Source organism: Methanosaeta sp. UBA458 (genome assembly GCF_002496085.1).
Lineage (GTDB): Archaea > Halobacteriota > Methanosarcinia > Methanotrichales > Methanotrichaceae > Methanothrix > Methanothrix soehngenii.
Map to the genome: position 1 here is coordinate 47,736 of NZ_DAIK01000110.1, position 17,021 is coordinate 64,756.

At 52.6% G+C, this 17,021-nt stretch carries 20 protein-coding genes and 1 tRNA gene; 6 read left to right on the plus strand and 15 right to left on the minus strand.

All coding sequences use genetic code 11. The features are described 5' to 3' along the window. The 4 genes from BP822_RS07920 to BP822_RS07935 all read left to right on the plus strand — a co-directional run bounded on the left by BP822_RS07920 (position 1) and on the right by BP822_RS07935 (position 3,094). The gene (locus tag BP822_RS07920; protein ID WP_286858884.1) at positions 1-984 is read left to right on the plus strand and encodes a galactose-1-phosphate uridylyltransferase; all 984 of its coding nucleotides are present in this window, start codon (positions 1-3) and stop codon (positions 982-984) included. A 208-nt stretch (positions 985-1,192) separates the two neighbouring features. Beyond that, positions 1,193-2,356 carry a glycosyltransferase family 4 protein gene (locus BP822_RS07925; protein ID WP_013719181.1) on the plus strand — a complete coding sequence of 388 codons (1,164 nt, stop codon included), beginning with the start codon at positions 1,193-1,195 and terminating at the stop codon, positions 2,354-2,356. A 130-nt stretch (positions 2,357-2,486) separates the two neighbouring features. Further along, a tRNA-Thr gene (locus BP822_RS07930) sits at positions 2,487-2,560 on the plus strand. A gap of 87 nt (positions 2,561-2,647) precedes the next feature. Beyond that, on the plus strand, positions 2,648-3,094 hold the full coding sequence (locus tag BP822_RS07935) for an RDD family protein (RefSeq protein ID WP_048132974.1): 447 nt from the start codon (positions 2,648-2,650) through the stop codon (positions 3,092-3,094). A gap of 431 nt (positions 3,095-3,525) precedes the next feature. Here BP822_RS07935 and BP822_RS07940 read toward each other — a convergent pair whose 3' ends face one another. Both BP822_RS07940 and BP822_RS07945 read right to left on the minus strand, forming a co-directional pair. Next, positions 3,526-4,305, minus strand: coding sequence for a tetratricopeptide repeat protein (locus BP822_RS07940; RefSeq protein ID WP_286878088.1), 780 nt, complete (start codon positions 4,303-4,305; stop codon positions 3,526-3,528). Between the two features lie 121 nt (positions 4,306-4,426). Continuing rightward, positions 4,427-5,224: a 2-amino-3,7-dideoxy-D-threo-hept-6-ulosonate synthase gene (locus tag BP822_RS07945; RefSeq protein ID WP_273278018.1), complete on the minus strand. Its 798-nt coding sequence runs from the start codon at positions 5,222-5,224 to the stop codon at positions 4,427-4,429. A gap of 155 nt (positions 5,225-5,379) precedes the next feature. Here BP822_RS07945 and BP822_RS07950 point away from each other — a divergent pair, with 155 nt between their 5' ends. Both BP822_RS07950 and BP822_RS07955 read left to right on the plus strand, forming a co-directional pair. Then, entirely contained in the window at positions 5,380-6,078 is a 699-nt protein-coding gene (locus BP822_RS07950) for an SIMPL domain-containing protein (protein ID WP_013719177.1), read from the plus strand. Positions 6,079-6,153: 75 nt separating this feature from the next. Beyond that, positions 6,154-6,816 (plus strand): SIMPL domain-containing protein, encoded by a 663-nt coding sequence (locus BP822_RS07955; RefSeq protein ID WP_286878089.1) that lies wholly within the window; start codon positions 6,154-6,156, stop codon positions 6,814-6,816. Between the two features lie 54 nt (positions 6,817-6,870). On the opposite strand, the gene BP822_RS07960 is transcribed toward BP822_RS07955, so the two are convergent. The 13 genes from BP822_RS07960 to BP822_RS08020 all read right to left on the minus strand — a co-directional run. Next, the gene (locus tag BP822_RS07960; RefSeq protein WP_273271103.1) at positions 6,871-7,380 is read right to left on the minus strand and encodes a DUF2299 domain-containing protein; all 510 of its coding nucleotides are present in this window, start codon (positions 7,378-7,380) and stop codon (positions 6,871-6,873) included. A 72-nt stretch (positions 7,381-7,452) separates the two neighbouring features. Then, a complete protein-coding gene (fhcD, locus tag BP822_RS07965; RefSeq protein ID WP_273278014.1) occupies positions 7,453-8,343 on the minus strand; it encodes a formylmethanofuran--tetrahydromethanopterin N-formyltransferase in 891 nt (296 codons plus the stop codon). A 33-nt stretch (positions 8,344-8,376) separates the two neighbouring features. Then, a complete protein-coding gene (locus BP822_RS07970; RefSeq protein ID WP_273272327.1) occupies positions 8,377-8,988 on the minus strand; it encodes an IMP cyclohydrolase in 612 nt (203 codons plus the stop codon). Positions 8,989-8,990: 2 nt separating this feature from the next. Continuing rightward, a complete protein-coding gene (locus BP822_RS07975; protein WP_273271100.1) occupies positions 8,991-9,866 on the minus strand; it encodes a thiamine pyrophosphate-dependent enzyme in 876 nt (291 codons plus the stop codon). Between the two features lie 13 nt (positions 9,867-9,879). Further along, positions 9,880-11,097, minus strand: a complete 1,218-nt coding sequence (locus BP822_RS07980; RefSeq protein ID WP_013719171.1) for a transketolase C-terminal domain-containing protein — start codon at positions 11,095-11,097, stop codon at positions 9,880-9,882. After that, on the minus strand, positions 11,097-11,354 hold the full coding sequence (locus BP822_RS07985; RefSeq protein WP_013719170.1) for a 4Fe-4S binding protein: 258 nt from the start codon (positions 11,352-11,354) through the stop codon (positions 11,097-11,099). Before BP822_RS07985 ends, BP822_RS07980 begins: the two co-directional genes overlap by 1 nt. Then, on the minus strand, positions 11,354-11,890 hold the full coding sequence (locus tag BP822_RS07990; RefSeq protein WP_013719169.1) for a pyruvate ferredoxin oxidoreductase subunit gamma: 537 nt from the start codon (positions 11,888-11,890) through the stop codon (positions 11,354-11,356). Before BP822_RS07990 ends, BP822_RS07985 begins: the two co-directional genes overlap by 1 nt. 97 nt (positions 11,891-11,987) lie before the next feature. Beyond that, positions 11,988-13,232, minus strand: coding sequence for a pentapeptide repeat-containing protein (locus tag BP822_RS07995; protein ID WP_286878090.1), 1,245 nt, complete (start codon positions 13,230-13,232; stop codon positions 11,988-11,990). A gap of 92 nt (positions 13,233-13,324) precedes the next feature. Further along, entirely contained in the window at positions 13,325-13,759 is a 435-nt protein-coding gene (locus tag BP822_RS08000; RefSeq protein ID WP_013719166.1) for a lamin tail domain-containing protein, read from the minus strand. A gap of 365 nt (positions 13,760-14,124) precedes the next feature. Then, positions 14,125-14,949: an ABC transporter ATP-binding protein gene (locus tag BP822_RS08005; protein ID WP_273271097.1), complete on the minus strand. Its 825-nt coding sequence runs from the start codon at positions 14,947-14,949 to the stop codon at positions 14,125-14,127. Positions 14,950-14,951: 2 nt separating this feature from the next. Next, positions 14,952-15,713 carry an ABC transporter permease gene (locus BP822_RS08010; RefSeq protein WP_013719163.1) on the minus strand — a complete coding sequence of 254 codons (762 nt, stop codon included), beginning with the start codon at positions 15,711-15,713 and terminating at the stop codon, positions 14,952-14,954. Positions 15,714-15,730: 17 nt separating this feature from the next. Then, positions 15,731-16,675, minus strand: a complete 945-nt coding sequence (locus tag BP822_RS08015) for a glycosyltransferase family 2 protein (RefSeq protein WP_286878091.1) — start codon at positions 16,673-16,675, stop codon at positions 15,731-15,733. A gap of 2 nt (positions 16,676-16,677) precedes the next feature. Continuing rightward, positions 16,678-17,021 (minus strand): glycosyltransferase (locus BP822_RS08020; protein ID WP_286878092.1); only part of this gene is annotated, 344 nt, incomplete at its 5' end.

Consider the following 17,021-nt stretch of genomic DNA (forward strand, 5'->3'; position numbering starts at 1 on the left):
ATGCCCGAGATCAGACGGCACTATTTTCTGGAAGAGTACTGCATCATCGCCGCCGAACGCAACAAAAGGCCCTCAGATTTCCTGGCGGCTAAGGCGGTCCCAGGAGACGAAAAGGACTGCCCTTTTTGCCCGGGCCACGAGGATAGGACTCCGTCCACCATCGCCGCCTACACCGACGATGGCATCCTGCTCCAGGATGAAACTGGATCAGAGCTCTGGCAGATCAGAGTGTTTCTCAATGCTTATCCCACCATGATCCCCAGGCCCGAGCCTCCGGCGGCAGAATGGATATCCCTGCCCGGCCAGGGATATCACGAGGTGATTGTGGATTCAAGAGACCACCGCAAAAATCCGAGGGATTTCGGCAAAAAACACCTGGAGATGCTCGTTTCGGCCTACACCGATCGTTACCGACACTATTCCACCCATGAGGATGTGAAATATATCACCATCTTTAAAAACTGGGGCAAAGAATCGGGGGCCTCGCTATCCCACAGCCATTCTCAGCTCATCACCCTTCCCTTTCTACCCCCGCAGATGAAGAGAGAGGAGGAGGCCATATCCAGGTCATCCTTCTGCCCTTACTGCAATATCGTGGACCGAGAGAGTGCGTCATGCCGGCTCGTCGCCGAGAACAATCACTGGATCCTATTTGCCCCCTTCTACTCTCTTATGCCCTATGAGACCTGGATTCTACCTAAAAGGCATTTGGGAAACCTGGCGGATTTGAGGGACGAAGAACAAAAAAGCCTGGCCAGTATGCTGGCAGAGATCCTTCGGATCCTCTATTCCACCCTGGACGATCCCCCATACAACCTGATGATCTTCCAGCTTCCAAAAGAGTATCACTTCAACATCAGGATCCAGCCCATAGTCTCCAGGATAGCAGGCTTTGAGAGGAGTTCAGGTATATATGTGAATCCCGTTCCCCCGGAATTGGCAGCAGCAGAATTGAGAAATTTTTGCCTGCCGCCGAAAGATTAATGAATTATCGGACTTAAGTGATTTAAGGATTTGATCAGCTTGAAATGCTTTTAAACAGGCAAACAATAAGAAACGATAGCAAAAAAATGGTCGTACTGATAATAATTTGGCATCCTTTCAGCAATACGCTCAGCAGAACGACCTGCGCACAATCTGCAACATGCTCGGCAGCATGCGCTGGATGCCTTTAGGGATGAATGGTGAATAGATGCGAATTGGAATGCTCTCCTGGGAGAGTCTGTATTCAATAAAAGTAGGTGGCGTTGCCCCTCATGTCTCAGAGCTATCGGAAGCGCTGGCCAGGCGGGGCCATGAGGTCCATATTTTTACCCGAAGAGGGGACTTTGAGTCCTATGACAAGATAAACGGGGTGCACTACCAGCGGGCTGATGTAGACGACCATGGCGATATCGTCGATCAGATGAACCGGATGTGCGATGCCCTCTATCATCGTTTCGGTGCGGTGCAGCAGCTCTTCGGCAACTTCGATGTAGTGCACGGCCATGACTGGCATCCCGTCCTAGCCCTGACCCGAATAAAGAGCGACTATCATCTGCCCTTCCTGCTGACCATGCATAGCACTGAATGGGGTAGGAACGGGAACACCTTTGGATACGGCATATCCGAGGAGATATCTCATCGAGAGTGGCAGGGATGCTATGAGGCGGCTAAGGTTATTGTGACCACCAGGAGGATGCAGGACGAGCTGATGCAGATCTACAGCCTGCCCAAGGACAAGATTCCCATCATTCCCAATGGCATTATCGTGGGCAAGATGCGGAGAGGCGTAGACGCCGGCCGGATCAAGGAGAAGTACGGCATCCATCCCCTGGCCCCTGTGGTGCTCTTCTGCGGCAGGATGAGCGTCCAGAAGGGGCCGGACCTGCTGGTGGAGGCCATACCTCAGGTGCTGAGAAATAGACCAGATGTCTGTTTCGTCTTCATCGGCGAGGGGGGCATGAGATCGGAATGCGAGCAAAAGGCTCGCTATCTAGGCATCGCAGATTCCTGCCGGTTCCTGGGGTACACATCCAGTGCGGAGAAGCAGATGCTGATCAATGCCTGCGATATGATGTGCGTTCCCTCTCGCAACGAGCCCTTTGGAGTGGTCGTGCTGGAGGCATGGGACGCCTGCAAGCCGGTGGTGGCCACTGATGCGGTGAGCATAATCAACAACTTCCAGGATGGGCTGCTGGCTTATATCCAGCCCGAGTCCATAGCCTGGTGCATAAACCGGATTATCAGCAATCCGAAAGAGATGAAACACCTGGCCCGGGCCGGTTGGACCAGGATAGAGAGCGAGTTCTCCTGGGATCACATAGCTGAGAGTACGGAAAAGGTCTATGAGCAGGCTATTGAGCAAAGCCACTGAGCAAAACCGTTGAGCAAGGGTCGCCATGGGTCGTGGTTTGCTTGCCAATTTTGCTGAAAACCTTATCCCACCTCTTTTTCCTCATTCAGACCGAAAGGTTCATGAAGGGCGAGCACAAGGGGCTCTTGGCGCCTCGATAGCTTAGCCCGGTATAGCGCGTCCTTGGTAAGGACGAGGTCGCGGGTTCGAATCCCGTCCGAGGCTTAAAATCTCATTTTTTTAAAAACCTGTCCTAGGAACTCAGAAAGTTATTTGATGTTTGCGGTCCAGCATATATGCAAGGTGAATATCATGGCAGGTCAGGTTGAATTGGAGGTCAACGGTCCGGAGCAGATGGAATATCAAGGAATAGGAATTAGATTAGTATCGCTGGTGATAGACAGCATAATTTTTGGCCTTATATTTGGTGCTCTGGGAAATATTTTGGGAGCTGGAGGTATGCAGGGGGATATGTTTCCCTGGTATTGGGGGGTGCTTTACTTTGCGATATACATAGCATACTTCACCCTACTGGAGGGATCGAAAGGCCAGACCGTGGGCAAGATGATCACCAAAATAAAGGTGGTCAGAGAGGATGGCAGCCCCATAGACATGAGCCAGGCGTTCACAAGAAACATCCTGCGCATAATTGATGGCCTATTTGCCTACCTCATTGGCGCAATATTGATCTGGCGATCCGATAAACAGCAGAGATTGGGCGATAGCGTGGCCAGAACGGTGGTGGTGAAGGCTAGATAGATCATCAATGGATCGCTAGATCAGCAGATCATTTAATGCATCAGAGACCGGCTCCGGGCAGGGCTGGATCTGCCTGCCCGGGAGCACCTGAGATGGATCTGGTTTGGCCTTCAACTATGCCAGGGATCTGAGGAGACCTCCTCAGTCTCCTCCTCCTGCTGGATGCGGCGGCGAAGTAGTCTTTTAGCAAGCCAAGTGAAGGCCATCAGGCTGATGAACAATTTTAATAGACCTTTGATCATGATTTATATCACCTGATACTAGTATTGGCTTTTGAACCTATAAAAATACTGGTATTCGTTCAGTCGCTAATAAGCATAAATGAGATGATCCAGAGGCATATCTTGGATTTTGCGGAAATATCAGAGTAGCGGAATGCCCGAGCGCCATAATCTCAGCAACTGATGGATCATGGCGCATCAGTAATGGGCCTAGGAGAAGTCCAATACCTTTTCCGAGATTACTCCTGGAGAGTTTACGATGGGCTCAACCCCGCCAAGATCATTCAAATTCTCCCGATAGAGCTCATTTGAGGGATCGAGCTGGATCGCCCTCTGGAAGCAATCGAGTGCCTCCTCATTCCGTTCCAGTTTCCTCAGAACCACGCCCTTATCATTCCATGCCTCTGCGTTCTCGGGGTTGAATTCGACCGCCTTATCCAGGGAAGCGAGAGACTCATCGAATCTCTGGACTATCAGGAGGACATGGCCCTGACGGTACCAGGCTCGATCTAGGTCCCCATCCAGATCAATCGCCTTTCTGTAGGCTTCCAGTGACTCATTGTACCGTTCCATCTTCTCCAGAACCATTCCTTTGTTGTACCAGGCGTTAGCATTAAGGGCATCGATCTGCAGAGCCGCCCCCAGAGAAGCCAGTGCCTCTTCATCCTGGTTCAGTCCTCCTGAGAGGACGAGCGCGCGATCATTGTGGGCTTTTGCATTGGATTGGTCCAGAGAAATGATCCTGTCAAAGCTCTCCAGCGCCTCTTCGTATCTTTCCATCTTCAGCAGGAGATTGGCCCTGAAGCTCCAGGCCCAGGTGTCGCTCTGATTGATCTTCAGATATTGATCGATATCATCCAAGGCAAGTGGGTATGAGCCGTTATAATAATCGCTTTTCGTCTTGGCGATCCAGTGCTCAGCATCCTGGCCCATTGCAGCAGGGATGGCAAGCATCAAAATGGCAAGAAGAAAGGGAGCTATGAGCTTCATGCTTCCTAATGTATTCGAATAAGTGGATATAGGTTGCGGTCGATTTGGCTGTCATCGAGCAGACGGATCAATTCAGAGTTTTATAGTCATGATATAAAAATTGTTAGAGGGAAGGCCCGCCCTAGAGGGTGACCTTCTCCGCCTCATCCGGGGTATATCCCTCGTGGACTACCTTGCACAGCCTTCTTACAAGGAGAGTTGGATCCTCTGCCTGGAAGACATTGCGGCCGAAGGCCACCCCTGCTCCGCCCACCTGAACCGCATCGTAGACCATCTGCAATAGATCCCGTTCAGTGTCCATCTTCGGTCCGCCGGCGATGACCACAGGCACGCTGCAGCCTCTTACCACCTCCTGGAAGGTGTCGGGCGAGCCAGTGTAATTCGTCTTGACTATGTCCGCTCCCAGCTCCGAGCCTATGCGTGCGGCCAGCTTCACATGTTCTACATTATGCTCAGACTTCACCTTTGGCCCGCGTGGATACATCATGGCGATCAGGGGTATGCCCCATTGGTCGCAGCTTCGTGCCACCCTTCCCAGGTCATGGAGCATCTCCGCCTCATCGTCGGCGCCGACGTTAACGTGGATGCTCACGGCATCCGCTCCCACTCTTATGGCGTCCTCGACGTCCGTCACCAAAACCTTGTGATTTGGATCAGGACCTAGTGAGCTGGATGCAGAGAGATGAATGATCAATCCCACATCCCTTCCATATCCCCGGTGGCCATGCAATGGCAGGCCCATATGTCCCAGGACGGCGTTGGCCCCGCCTTCTGCCACTTTGTCTACCGTGGCCGGCATATCTATCAGTCCGGCAATGGGTCCTACAGATATTCCATGGTCCATGGGAATGATGATGGTCCTGTGCGTCTTGCGATCCAGGATGCGCTCCAGCCTGATCGCCTTTCCGATCTTGCTCATGAAGGTGGTGGATGTTTATTCTGAAATTAAAGATGGTGGTCGAATGAAGAAGAGGAGAATGAAATGACAGGAGTGGATGGAACGGGTCTCTGATGGGCAACGAGACCAGCAGAGCGCTTAAATATCTTCGAGTATTTCCATAGATGGGGATTAATATGAAGTGGTCGGTTGTCTTATTCTGCGTTATAATATGGAACGCGCTCTTTGGAGCTGCAGTGGGTGACGTCTACCCTCTGACGGTTGAGGGGGTGGGAACGGTGACCGTTCCTGCAGATATAGTCACTATCTCCGTCTCGGTTGAGAGCAGCAATGAAAATATTACTCAAGCCCAGTATGAGGTCGGAGAGGAGATGAACCGGGTGATATCCGCCTTGAAGAAAGCGGGGGTCAAGGACGAGGAGATCCTGCCCGGCCAGGGAAGCGGCATATCCAGCTTCCAGTCATCGAGCAAAGTCTGCAAGACGGTGAATAACACCACTGTATGCGAGAATGTCACAGAGAGCGCATCCACTCTGCAAAGGTCCACAGTCATCCGTCTCCAGGCCAAAGATGAGTCCGGGATCGATAAGGTGCTGGATGCCGCTCGATCGGCAGGGGCCAACGCCTATGTGGCGGGATACTACCTGAAGGACTCAAGCGACGCCCGGGCAGAAGCCCGCAAGAAAGCTCTGGCCGATGCCAGAAAGAATGCAGCTGCCATAGCCGCGGATGCTGGGGGAAGCCTGGGAAAGGCCATGGATATCTTCGCTTATCCCGATCTGGGAATAGACTATTCCTATGGCGGAGGCTCGGGCGAGGGCAGGATGATGGATGTCAACTCCAGGGTCATGGTGACCTATGAGTTTATCTTATAAGACACTTCAATGACATCGGTATAAAGGGGTTAGTCTATGAAAAAGATATGCAGTGTATTAATGGGGATGCTGCTATTGTCATTGGTCATACCTGCAATGGCGGCGGATAATGGAACAGATGTATCTAAGCTGAGAGTGGATGGCGAGGGCAAGGTGAAAGCTGCCCCGGATATGGCAACGATAGTTCTTGGGGTTGAGACCCGGAGCACAAGCGCAGCAGAAGCAGCTGAAGAGAATGCTATCCTGATGAACCAAACCATCAATGCCCTGCTCGATGCGGGCATCAATGAGAGCCAGATGCAGACCAGCAGGTTCAGCCTGACCACAATGCCTCAGGACGAGCCCCGGGGCGCTGATGCAACGCAAGAGCCTCCGACCTTCCTGGCCACGAACCAGGTAACAGTGAGGCTGGAGAATACTGCGGACGTGGGCCGGGTCTTGGATGCGGCGGTAAGCGCGGGCTCAAACAGCATCCAGGAAGTCAAGTTCGACCTCAAGGATCCAACCCCTCAGAATGATGAGGCCATGACTATTGCCATCAAGGATGCGCAAAGGAAGGCTCAGGTTGCCGCCAGCGCCGCCGGATTGGAGCTGGGAAAGATCCTGGAGATAACAGTAGGCTATGGATATGTCATGGAGGCTATCAGAAGCTATTCATATGCAATGGATGCTACCCCGATCCAGCCAGGAGAGATGGAAGTGACGGCCAGCGTGAATCTGGTTTATGAGATCTCTTGAGATGTCCTCAAGAGGCCTCATGCCTCTATTTTCTATCCACCAGATCCATATCGGCTAGATATACATCGGTTCAGGCGGCTTTGAGTCCTTTGCTGCTGATCCCTCGCCAAACAGCTCCTGGAATTTCCAGACCACGTAAAGCTCACACTTGAAGTTCTCTCTTATCGCTTCCATCAGCCTGTCCTTGGTCAGGCCGTCGTAGTAGATCTCCCGGGTGAAACGAATGCTCCGCATATCCTCTCCTGCAGGCTCGATCTCGAAGCTGGACTGGCGGAACAGGAGGTCGTAGCGTATCTGCCACATGAGCCTCTCTTTCTGCTGAGGCAAAAGATGCATGATGGCCTTTTGATGGACATCAGCCAGCATTATCCGGCTGAAGATCACAACCATATCCTCGTGGCCCTGGGGCTGAATGATGCTCAAATGCCTGCCTGACCGGGCAGGATATTCAGCAGCGATCTGATAGTATAGGCTCTCGCTGGGCACCTCTTCCTTGAATATGTCCTCCTGTACAAGCCAGGTCTTAATTCGATCCCGAACATCGGCTATTTCTGGGGCGACCATCACGAGCTATCAACTCCTATGATTCAAATATTTTAATAAAAACTAAAAAAAAGAATGTGTCTGGGTCTTGCTCTACTCCAGCACGCTATGCAGCGGGAAATGATGAATGCCCAGCTTCCCCTCGTAATTGGCTGCGGTTATCTTCAGAATGCCAGGCACTTGACAGGCAGCATGGATTCCCGCCCGCATGGCGTTCTCTATGGCCTCCCGGTCAACGCCATTGATCACTATCTCAAAGACGCAAGAGACATCCTCCGCCAGAACGCAGACACCATCCTCCCGGAGCGATGTGCAGAAGGCGGAGTTGGTGGAGGCCTTGAGGAACTTGTACTTTGAGCCCACCTTCGATCCGCTGGAGACGACACCTCCCGGGAAGGGGGTGATAGCGCCCTTGACCTTGCGAATGGAGTCTATCGCCGCCTCGGCTGCCATCAGGCCGGACATCTGATTCTGGCCCAGTATCAGGAAATTGCCTCCAGCGATTCCTTCGACCGCTCCAAAGCTGTTCTCGATGATGAAGTCGCCGGACATGAGAGGTATCTTCCAGATGTTTCGTCCAAACATCTCCTCTGTCTTCTGGTAGCCATCCCCGAAGAAGCTCAGCTTCTTGCCGGTATCAAACTGTTTTTCCGCATCATGCATGCCGCTAAAAGCAGCAGCAGTGGGCGCAGTGAGCACGCACTGGCCCAGCCTCATGAGCAATGAGTTCTCCAGGTTCTTGAAGCCCATGTTGCATAAGAGGATGTTCACACCAGGCCGGCCGTCGACGGTCTCTCTTCCATCCACGAGGCATTCTATGCCCGCCTCGGCAGGACATCCAATCACTGAGGTTCCAAATCCCGTGGCTTCCCTCGCCGCCTCCAGTGCCCACCTCTCTGTCACTGCTGTGATCTGCACCCTTGCCATCTTAATGGGAAAAGCTTCAGCAAAGGTATCATCAATTTGCACACCATTGATCTCCATAAACAACACCTCAAAGTTCACTTCCGGTGCCTTTCAATCCGGATTATATGCCGCGAGAATAAATCCCCCATTAGGCTCAGCAGAGCAAGCCAGGGCAGCAGCCGCGCAGACCGGCCTCTCAAAGGAGAGATCATAGGCTTTGCGGGCTATCCCGGCCACATCCCAGGCCGACATCGAGACATCCTCGAAATTGGTCTTCTCATATGTCGCCACCATTAAGGCCTGGTCCTCATCCAACCTGAACTGCTGCACCCGGAGCTCGTCCTTCCTGGCGATCCCCAGCCATGCCCTGTTCCCGCGCACAGCCCCAGCGATGCGGGGTGTGTCCAGCTCATCCCTCTCGTGGCCGTAAGCGAGCAGGCTCAAGGCCATGGCATCTCCCGGACTCTGCCCGTCCTCTATCCTCTCTGTGATCATATCGGTATGAGTGCCATTGGTGACCACTGCCACATCATCTGCCACCCGAATGCAGTTGTAGGAGATGTAAGGGTTCCGCGCCAGGTCCGCAGGATCCAAAGGCATAACTGTTATCGATTTATCATGGACCTCTGCCCTCCGGTTGGGAAAAGAGCGGGAGGAGACTCTGTAGGCGACAAAGCTCCTTCCCTGGGCACGGCCTGCGACCACGATCCGGCCTACATACATCTTCAATCAACCAGGTTATACCTGGCGATGTTTCCATCTGCCAGTGCTTTGATATGCTTCAACATATCCGCGCCATTGGGCTTCTTGAAGAGATGCTTGTAGCGGCCCTGCAGGCGGAGATACTCCTCGACAGGTTTGGGTCGGCGGATCTTCTTCACCCCCACCAGCTTTCCATCGACATACTCCGTGAGGGGCCACAGGCCAGTCTCCACTGCGAGACGAGCTAGCTCAATCATGGTTCCAGCATCGAATGTCCAGCCAGTGATGCAGGGAGCGTTGACCTGGATATAGGATGGTCCATTGGCCTTTAGAGCCTCCTTGACCTTCCTTCTCAGGTCCACCGGATAGGCCACTGAGGCGGTAGCCACATAGGGCACACCATGAGCCAGGGCGATGGCCGGCATATCCTTCTTGGGCCGGGGATTACCCATCGATTCTGATCCTGATGGGGTGGTGGTGGTGTGAACGCAGAAGGGCGTGGAGCCGCTGCGCTGCACTCCGGTGTTCATATAAGCCTCGTTGTCATAGCAGACATAAAGCACCTTATGGCCGCGCTCGAACATGCCGGAGTTCGAGCCCATACCGATATCGAATGTGCTCCCGTCTCCTCCTATCACCACAACATTGGTATCCCGGCCCCGGCGCTTGAGCATGACCTCCACGCCAGAGGCCACTGCAGCTGGGTTTTCGAACAGGGAGTGAATCCAGGGAACGCACCAGGCGCTCTCCGGGAAGGGGGTGGTGACAACCTCCAGGCAGCCGGTGGGCGAGACCACAATGGTATTCGGCCCGGCCGCATCCAAGACCAGCCTGATGGTGGTGGGCATGGCGCATCCCGCACAGGCCCGGTGGCCCGGTGCCAGCAAAGATCTTTCCATTTTTAGAAGCCTCCTAAAGAATCTCCTTTCTCAGATCCAGGAACTCGAACTCGCACTCGATTCCCTTCTCGGCGGCAAGGGCTTTCTCTACTATCTTTCTTATGTCCTTGAGAGTGATGTCCCGACCTCCCAGACCGGCGGCAAAGCCGATAATAGGCGTTCTGATCTGGGTGTTATAGAATGCTGCCTTGAGATCCGTCAGCAGACCAGCCTCGCTTCCTATGGCGACATCCTTCTCCAACACCGCGATCACCTTGGCGCCGGACAGGGCCTTGCGCAGGGCTGCAACCGGGAAAGGCCGATAGCATCTGATCTTGATCAGGCCCACCTTGAGGCCCTCTGCCCTCAATTCATCGATGGCATCCTTGACGGTGCCGATGACTGAGCCCAAAGTGACTAAAACCACCTCTGCATCATCGGCGTAATAGCTGTCTATGAGCCCACCGTAATATCGGCCAAAGGCCTTCTCGAAGTCCCTGGCCACCTGCTCTATCTTTTCCAGCGCCTTTTGATGGGCCTCGAACTGCTGATAGCGGAACTCCGTATAGGTGGATGGATCGGCGAAGGCTCCAAAGGTAAGGGGATTGTTCGGGTCCAGGATGTTTGCCGGCTTGAAATCAGGCAGAAATTCCCTTGCCTTCTCTTTGTCCAGGAGCTCCACCGGCTCGTAGACATGGGTGAGGATGAACCCGTCCATGCAGACCATGATCGGAGTCCTGATCTCCGGATCTTCGGCGATCTTATAGGCCTGAAGGGTGGCATCCACTGCTTCCTGCACATTCTCCACATAGATCTGCAGCCATCCCACGTCGCGAGCGCCAATGGAATCCTGCTGGTCGTTCCAGATGTTCAGGGGAGCCCCAATGGCGCGGTTGGCCACGGTCATCACAATGGGAAGCCTCATGCCTGAGACGTTGTAGAGGACCTCGTACATCAGAGCCAATCCCTGGCTGGTGGTCGAGGAGTAGCCTCTGCCGCCGCATGCGGTGGAGCCGACCAGGAGGGAGAGCGCCGAGAACTCGGAGTCAACCGTCAGGAATGCGCTGTCCAGCTCGCCATCAGCCACCAACTGGGAGAGGTTTTCCACAATATGGGTCTGAGGGGTAATGGGATAGGCGGAGATCACATCCGGCCGGCAACACATGACCGCATGGGCCACTGCATAGGAGCCCTCAACCACTCTCATATTTGCAGTATTCTGGGGCATACTGCTATCGCTTCCTTTGCTCATCACTTATCCTCCAAGACCATGGTAATCGCCATGCGTGGGCATTCATTGGCACACACGCTGCAGCCTTTGCAGTAATCCAGGTCAGGGACAAACTGCCCATCCACCTGGTGGATGCAGCCCTCTGGACAGTAGATCGCACAGAGGCTGCATTTTATACATGCCTTATGATCGACAACGGGCACAAAAGTCCGCCAGGCACCGGTCTTCGTTATTCTGGTGCTGCACGGATCTACCAGTTTACCAGCCTTAATTTCCATCAAGAAACCCTCTCGTAGGCTGTTTTAATGGCCAGCAGGTTTTTCTTCCCCAATTCTCCCCGGAAACGCTCGGATATGGCTTTGTTCAGGCTCTCCAGCCCCACCTCTCCGCTGGCACCGCAGAATGCGCCCAGCATTGTGGTGTTCACAATGGGCCTTCCCAAAACCTCCATGGCGATCTTGGTGGCATCGATGGTGATGACCTCGGCCTTTGTGTCAAGCTTGAGCTGCTCACCTGAACGGTCGGTGTTGATTATTATCTTGCCGTCCGGTTTGAGTCCACTGGCCACATCGACCACGTCCAAAAGGGTCACGTCCTGGACGATGACATAGTCTGGTTCGTATATCTGGCTCCTCACTCGGATGGGTTTATCGGCTATTCGGGCAAAGGCCATAACCGGCGCACCCCTCCGTTCTACTCCAAAGGCAGGAAATGCCTGAGAGAACCTCTTATCCTCAAAGGCGGCAACGGCTATTATCTCAGCTGCCGTGACCGATCCCTGACCTCCACGGCCGTGTAATCGTATCTCTTTCAAGGGCTGACCTCCTGTATCTTGCGCACTGATCTCCTCAACTGCTGCGAAAGAGAGATGAGCAAATATATCTCTTTCGGAGCCATATCTATGGCGCCACCTAAGAGGATCTCACTATTGTTCCGCAGATGGCGATGAATAACAATATGGAAAACAACGCTCCGAGCAGCCTCTCAAAAATGAAAGCCCATTTTGTCCAGAATCTGGATCTTCCTTGTATTAGAGGCAGGAGAGGGGGATCGATAAATAACCGAGTACCGGACAGGAAGACTGTGAAGCTGAAGCCCAGGATATCTAAGATATCATTATCAATCCACTCTTCGCCCCCCGGCAGAACGGATGGCGTCATATCGTTGGGACCGCCAAGCCCCTGTCTCCACCAGAATAAGGCATAGACCAGAACAATGGCGATCGAGAAGAGAAGCGCATTGAACGGCTTTGTGCCATATCCATAAAACCATTCCAGCGGATAGTCTATGAGCTTCCTGAGCCATTCTTCTCCCGCATTTGCCGCGGGCCAAGGCTCTGCTCTATGCTCCTTCCGGTACTGGAAGTAGCAGCTATCATGATCCTCGAAATAGCCCAGGCCGTTAAAGTTCTTCATCAAAGACATATAAGCAGCATCGTCATAGACAAGGTGCCCTGCAATGTCATGCCATCTGACAAAGAGCTCATCATATCTCGTCCTTGTCAGCGAGAGCTTGCGATGAAAGGTGGCATTCTCGAAGATCAAATCTTCCTTAAACAGACTGCCATTGAAACTGGCATCTTTATTGAACACCACATCGCTAAAGTAGGTATCTCTATAAAATCGATCATTAATGAATCCGGCATCGCCGTTGAATTTCGAGCCCCAAAAGTAGGCAGATCCGTTGAATTCCGAGAGCATGAAGCTCGCAGGGCCGTTGAACTCAGAGAAAATGAAGTTCGCATTATCTTTGAATTCTGAGTCTCCGAAGTAGGCATGGCCATTGAATTTTGAGCGCATGAAGTTGGCATCTTTATGGAATTCCGAGTGCCCGAAGTGGACATCTCCATTAAAGATGGTTGAGGCAAAATCTACTGAATCCCGAAAGACTGCCTGATCAAAATAGACTGGCGGCTCAATCGTCATTCCCTTGAGGCTCAAATCACCTTCAATAGTGCAATTTTTAAATTCCGCTGGCTTGCCAGACTTGATGACCTCTAAAACATCTTCCGCCGGAATGATTCTATCATCAGGGATCCCTGCCGATAATCCGATTATAAAAAAAAGAAAAGCCAGGACCAAACCATGAATTCGACTCAGAAGCTCTGCCTCCTGGGAGAAAATGGACAGTTTAGCTAGATAAATTTTAGGCTCCACATAATTCAGCGAAGAGCCAAATTTTATCTGAATGGATGGTCGAATCGGTTTGTTCTACCACAAAATCGGGATAAAAGAAAAAACGTGAGGCCTCAGGCCTCGTCCTCGGGGTACTGGGAGACCATGTTGCCCTCGGGATCCAACAGGACGGCCAGATCGCCGCTGTTGTTCCAGATGGATGTGCTCCGGTCCCAAAAGAGGTTCTCTGTATCGTCGTCTCCCTCGCCCGTGTGCACGACAACTTTAGCCCCGGCAGCAAGGGCGAAGTCGGGGAAGGTATAGGTGTGGTTCTGCGCATCGGCTAGAGTCCATCCGGCCATGTTCACGTCTGAAGAGCCTTTGTTGGTGATCTCTACCCACTCATCATCCAGGTTCTCCTTCTCCGGACTGGTGGCCACGAAGTTGGCGGAGGTTATGGCGATCTGGAGATCTGTCGTGCTGGCGTTCTCCTCTTCGGCAAGGGCTGTGCCGAGGAATGTGATGGCAAGAAAGATGCCAAAAATCCCTGCAAGTAGTTGTTTTTTCATTTTTTATTCTCCTTAATGTCAATTCCCTGATTTAAGGTGTGGATCAGAATTCTCTTAAGTTATATAAATTTTTCTACAGTAATACAGCATAATAATTAGGCTTTGCCCAGTTATATTGCACTACCTCAAACCATGGCTGTTTAAGCGCCTGAGCGTTCTGGATTTTGATATTGAGAGGCGATAGCATGCATCTGTGCTGTCAATCCGCCAGCGCCTGCGAGCTCATCATACTGCCAGACATCGAGATGGAGACCGGAGACGAAAAGTGGATATCTCTCCAGGCAGAGAGGATTTTTGTGACAGAATCACCGGCTGTCTGGCCATAGCTGCATCCCTTCTCCTTCCAGGGGACTCATTCATATGCCTTATGTGCCGGCCCCCCTCATCCTTTCATACTCCGCCAAGACCCCCCCAGTCTCCCCCAAGGCCACTACCTGGCCGCGGTTCATGAGCATGCAGCGACTGCATAGCGAACGCACCGTGGCCAAAGAGTGAGAGACCAGGAGGATGGTCTTGCCCGCTTTGCGAATCTCATCTATCTTATCGCTGCATTTCTTCTGGAAGGACTCATCCCCCACCGATAAGACCTCATCCACCAGAATGACATCCGGATTGGTCTGGATGGCAGTGGCAAAGGCCAGCCGCACATACATCCCCGAGGAGAAGTTGCGCAGCTTCATGTTCTCGAAGCGTTGCAGCTCAGAGAACTCCATTATCTCATCGTATCTCTGGTCTACCTCCTTATGGGTCAGGCCCATTATCGCCCCGTATAGGTAGACGTTATCCCGGGCGGAGAGCTCCGGCTGAAAGCCGACTCCCAATTCCAGAAAAGGCGCGATTTTTCCGTTTATCTCCACTCTGCCGCTATCCGGATAGAGAACTCCCGCCAGAACCTTAAGCAGAGTGCTCTTGCCGCAGCCGTTGGGCCCGATCACCCCAAAGGTCTCGCCATGTTTTACAGCGAAGCTGACATCCTGCAGGGCCATGAACTCATCATAAGAGCTGGTGCCTCTCCCCACCAGCCCGGCCAGGTGCTCGAAGACGGTGAGCTTCTTCTCTTTCGGTATTCTAAAATTCTTGGAGATGCCCTCCACCACTATTGCATTGCCGTTAGTCCCCCGGCCTATGCCGCCCTTCACCAGGTTCAACTTATCCAGGCCCTTATTGATCTCGGCGAGAGGCAGAGACATATTCAGATCTCCTCCGCAAACCTACGCTCCAGCTTCTTGAAGACTAAAGTGCCAACAACCATGATGAACAGACCAGCTGCAATTGTTACGGCCACATCCTGCGGTGCAGGCAGTTGATGGTAGAGCAGCACATCCCTATACATCTGTATCAATGCGGTCATGGGATTGAGCATATAATAGTCCAGATACTTCGGCGGCACAGTGCTGAGGGGATAGACTATCGGCGAGAGGAAAAATCCGATCTGAATGAGCACATCCCATATCTGGTTAAGATCACGGTAATAGACATAAAGAGCTGCCAGGATTAAGCTTATTCCATATACGATAAGGAAATAAATCATATGTATAAAAGGGAAGAGCAGGATATAAGGCGAGATTCCCGCGCCAAGGATAATGAGCAGGGGCACAAGCACCAGGAACTCCAGAATTGAGCTTATCAGGTTGGACAGAACCACGCTCGTCACCAGAACCTGGCGTGGGATATAGATCTTGTTCACCAGGCTGGGTTTGCCCACGATAGCCCCCATGGCAGCTGAGCTTCCTATGGCCATGAATCGCCAGCTTACGATGCCGATCAGCAGGTAAAGAGCGAAATTGTCCTGATTAGCATTGAACACATTACTGAAGACCAGATAGAGGACCAGCATCATAAGAAGCGGATTCAAGAGCGACCAGGCAAAGCCCAAAACGGAGCTCTGGTATTTTACCTTAAGGTCGCTGATGGTGAGAATCTTGATCAGCTCCCTATATTCAAAGATCCACATCTTAATACCTCTTTATCCTAATGCCCCTTCATCCTGCCCCAGATCTCAACGAACCTGTTTATCTGGGAATAATCTGCCCGGCGCACGACATCCTTTCGCTTTTCCATCATCTTTACGACGCCCTTCAGAGCATCGAGCTTCGATTTAAGGATGACCCCTCCCTGGCCGCGCAGAGCATAGTAGGGGATAACTGCCAAATTTCTGGCCACTATAAAAGGCAGAGAGGTGATCAGAAGCCTGAACGGAAAATCCTTGATCGGATACCATACAATATTCCTGTTGCCATAATAGACGGCCAGATCCGATCCCACTCCGGCAGTTCCTCCATGGTGGTGAATTACCCTGGCACCAGGCACATATAAGCACTTCCAGCCGGCCAGACGGGCCCGAAAGGCCAGATCCACATCCTCCAGGTATAGAAAGAAATCCTCATCGAAAAGACCGATCTCATCCAGCATCTCCCTTCTGTAGAGCGCCGCTCCCGCACAGGCTCCAAATACCTCTTCCACGAATTCATACTGCCCTCGATCCGGCTCGAACATCCCCCGGTCCCAGGCAGCTCCGCTCCTGGAGATGCATATCCCGGCAGAGTTGATGCGCCCATCGGGAAACAGCATCTTTGCAGCACAGACTCCGACCTCGGGATCGGCCATGGGCTTGATCAGCTCCTCTATGAATCGGCTGTCCGCCCTGGAATCGTTGTTCAGGGTGATGATGAATTCCCCTTTCGCTGCCCTTATTCCGACATTGGTTCCACCGGCAAACCCCAGGTTCTCTTCGTTTTTGGCCAGCCTGACCCAGGGATAATTTTCCTCAATATACTCAGGACTGCCGTCCCTCGATCCATTATCCACCACTATCACTTCAAAATCCGAATAGGTCTGGGAGGCGAGGGAGGAGAGGCAGCTATTCAGGAATCCTTTGCCATTATAATTCAGCACGATTACGCTAATCAATTCCATCTCTAGAGCAATTCCCGGTATACCCTTTCAATCTGCTCTGCAGCTCTTCGCCAGCTATACTTTCCAATTGCGAGCTTCCTGCCTTCGGCTCCCATCCTTCCTGCCAGGTCATCATCCTTCAGGATGGCGAGCATGGACGATGCCAGAGCCTCTTTATCATTGCATCTCGCCACCATTCCTGCCCCACATTCATTAATGTCTCCAGCCATGCCCATGATCTCAGTGACAACCACCGGCCTTTCACAGGCCATTGCCTCCAGGGGAACGATCCCAAAACCCTCCCTCCTGGGATCGGTGGAGGGGAGGGCAAAAAGCTTGCATCCATTGTAGTACTCGATGAGCTTCT

What these genes read in the sequence shown, in the direction of transcription:
- BP822_RS07920 (WP_286858884.1), top strand. Translation starts at nt 1, where the DNA reads ATGCCCGAGATCAGACGGCACTATTTTCTGGAAGAGTACTGCATCATC.
- BP822_RS08000 (WP_013719166.1), bottom strand. Translation starts at nt 13,759, where the DNA reads ATGAAAAAACAACTACTTGCAGGGATTTTTGGCATCTTTCTTGCCATC.
- BP822_RS08015 (WP_286878091.1), bottom strand. Translation starts at nt 16,675, where the DNA reads ATGGAATTGATTAGCGTAATCGTGCTGAATTATAATGGCAAAGGATTC.
- BP822_RS07970 (WP_273272327.1), bottom strand. Translation starts at nt 8,988, where the DNA reads ATGTATGTAGGCCGGATCGTGGTCGCAGGCCGTGCCCAGGGAAGGAGC.
- BP822_RS08010 (WP_013719163.1), bottom strand. Translation starts at nt 15,713, where the DNA reads ATGTGGATCTTTGAATATAGGGAGCTGATCAAGATTCTCACCATCAGC.
- BP822_RS07945 (WP_273278018.1), bottom strand. Translation starts at nt 5,224, where the DNA reads ATGAGCAAGATCGGAAAGGCGATCAGGCTGGAGCGCATCCTGGATCGC.
- BP822_RS07975 (WP_273271100.1), bottom strand. Translation starts at nt 9,866, where the DNA reads ATGGAAAGATCTTTGCTGGCACCGGGCCACCGGGCCTGTGCGGGATGC.
- BP822_RS07960 (WP_273271103.1), bottom strand. Translation starts at nt 7,380, where the DNA reads ATGGTCGCCCCAGAAATAGCCGATGTTCGGGATCGAATTAAGACCTGG.
- BP822_RS07950 (WP_013719177.1), top strand. Translation starts at nt 5,380, where the DNA reads ATGAAGTGGTCGGTTGTCTTATTCTGCGTTATAATATGGAACGCGCTC.
- BP822_RS07940 (WP_286878088.1), bottom strand. Translation starts at nt 4,305, where the DNA reads ATGAAGCTCATAGCTCCCTTTCTTCTTGCCATTTTGATGCTTGCCATC.
- fhcD (WP_273278014.1), bottom strand. Translation starts at nt 8,343, where the DNA reads ATGGAGATCAATGGTGTGCAAATTGATGATACCTTTGCTGAAGCTTTT.
- BP822_RS07925 (WP_013719181.1), top strand. Translation starts at nt 1,193, where the DNA reads ATGCGAATTGGAATGCTCTCCTGGGAGAGTCTGTATTCAATAAAAGTA.
- BP822_RS07980 (WP_013719171.1), bottom strand. Translation starts at nt 11,097, where the DNA reads ATGAGCAAAGGAAGCGATAGCAGTATGCCCCAGAATACTGCAAATATG.
- BP822_RS08005 (WP_273271097.1), bottom strand. Translation starts at nt 14,949, where the DNA reads ATGTCTCTGCCTCTCGCCGAGATCAATAAGGGCCTGGATAAGTTGAAC.
- BP822_RS07985 (WP_013719170.1), bottom strand. Translation starts at nt 11,354, where the DNA reads ATGGAAATTAAGGCTGGTAAACTGGTAGATCCGTGCAGCACCAGAATA.
- BP822_RS07935 (WP_048132974.1), top strand. Translation starts at nt 2,648, where the DNA reads ATGGCAGGTCAGGTTGAATTGGAGGTCAACGGTCCGGAGCAGATGGAA.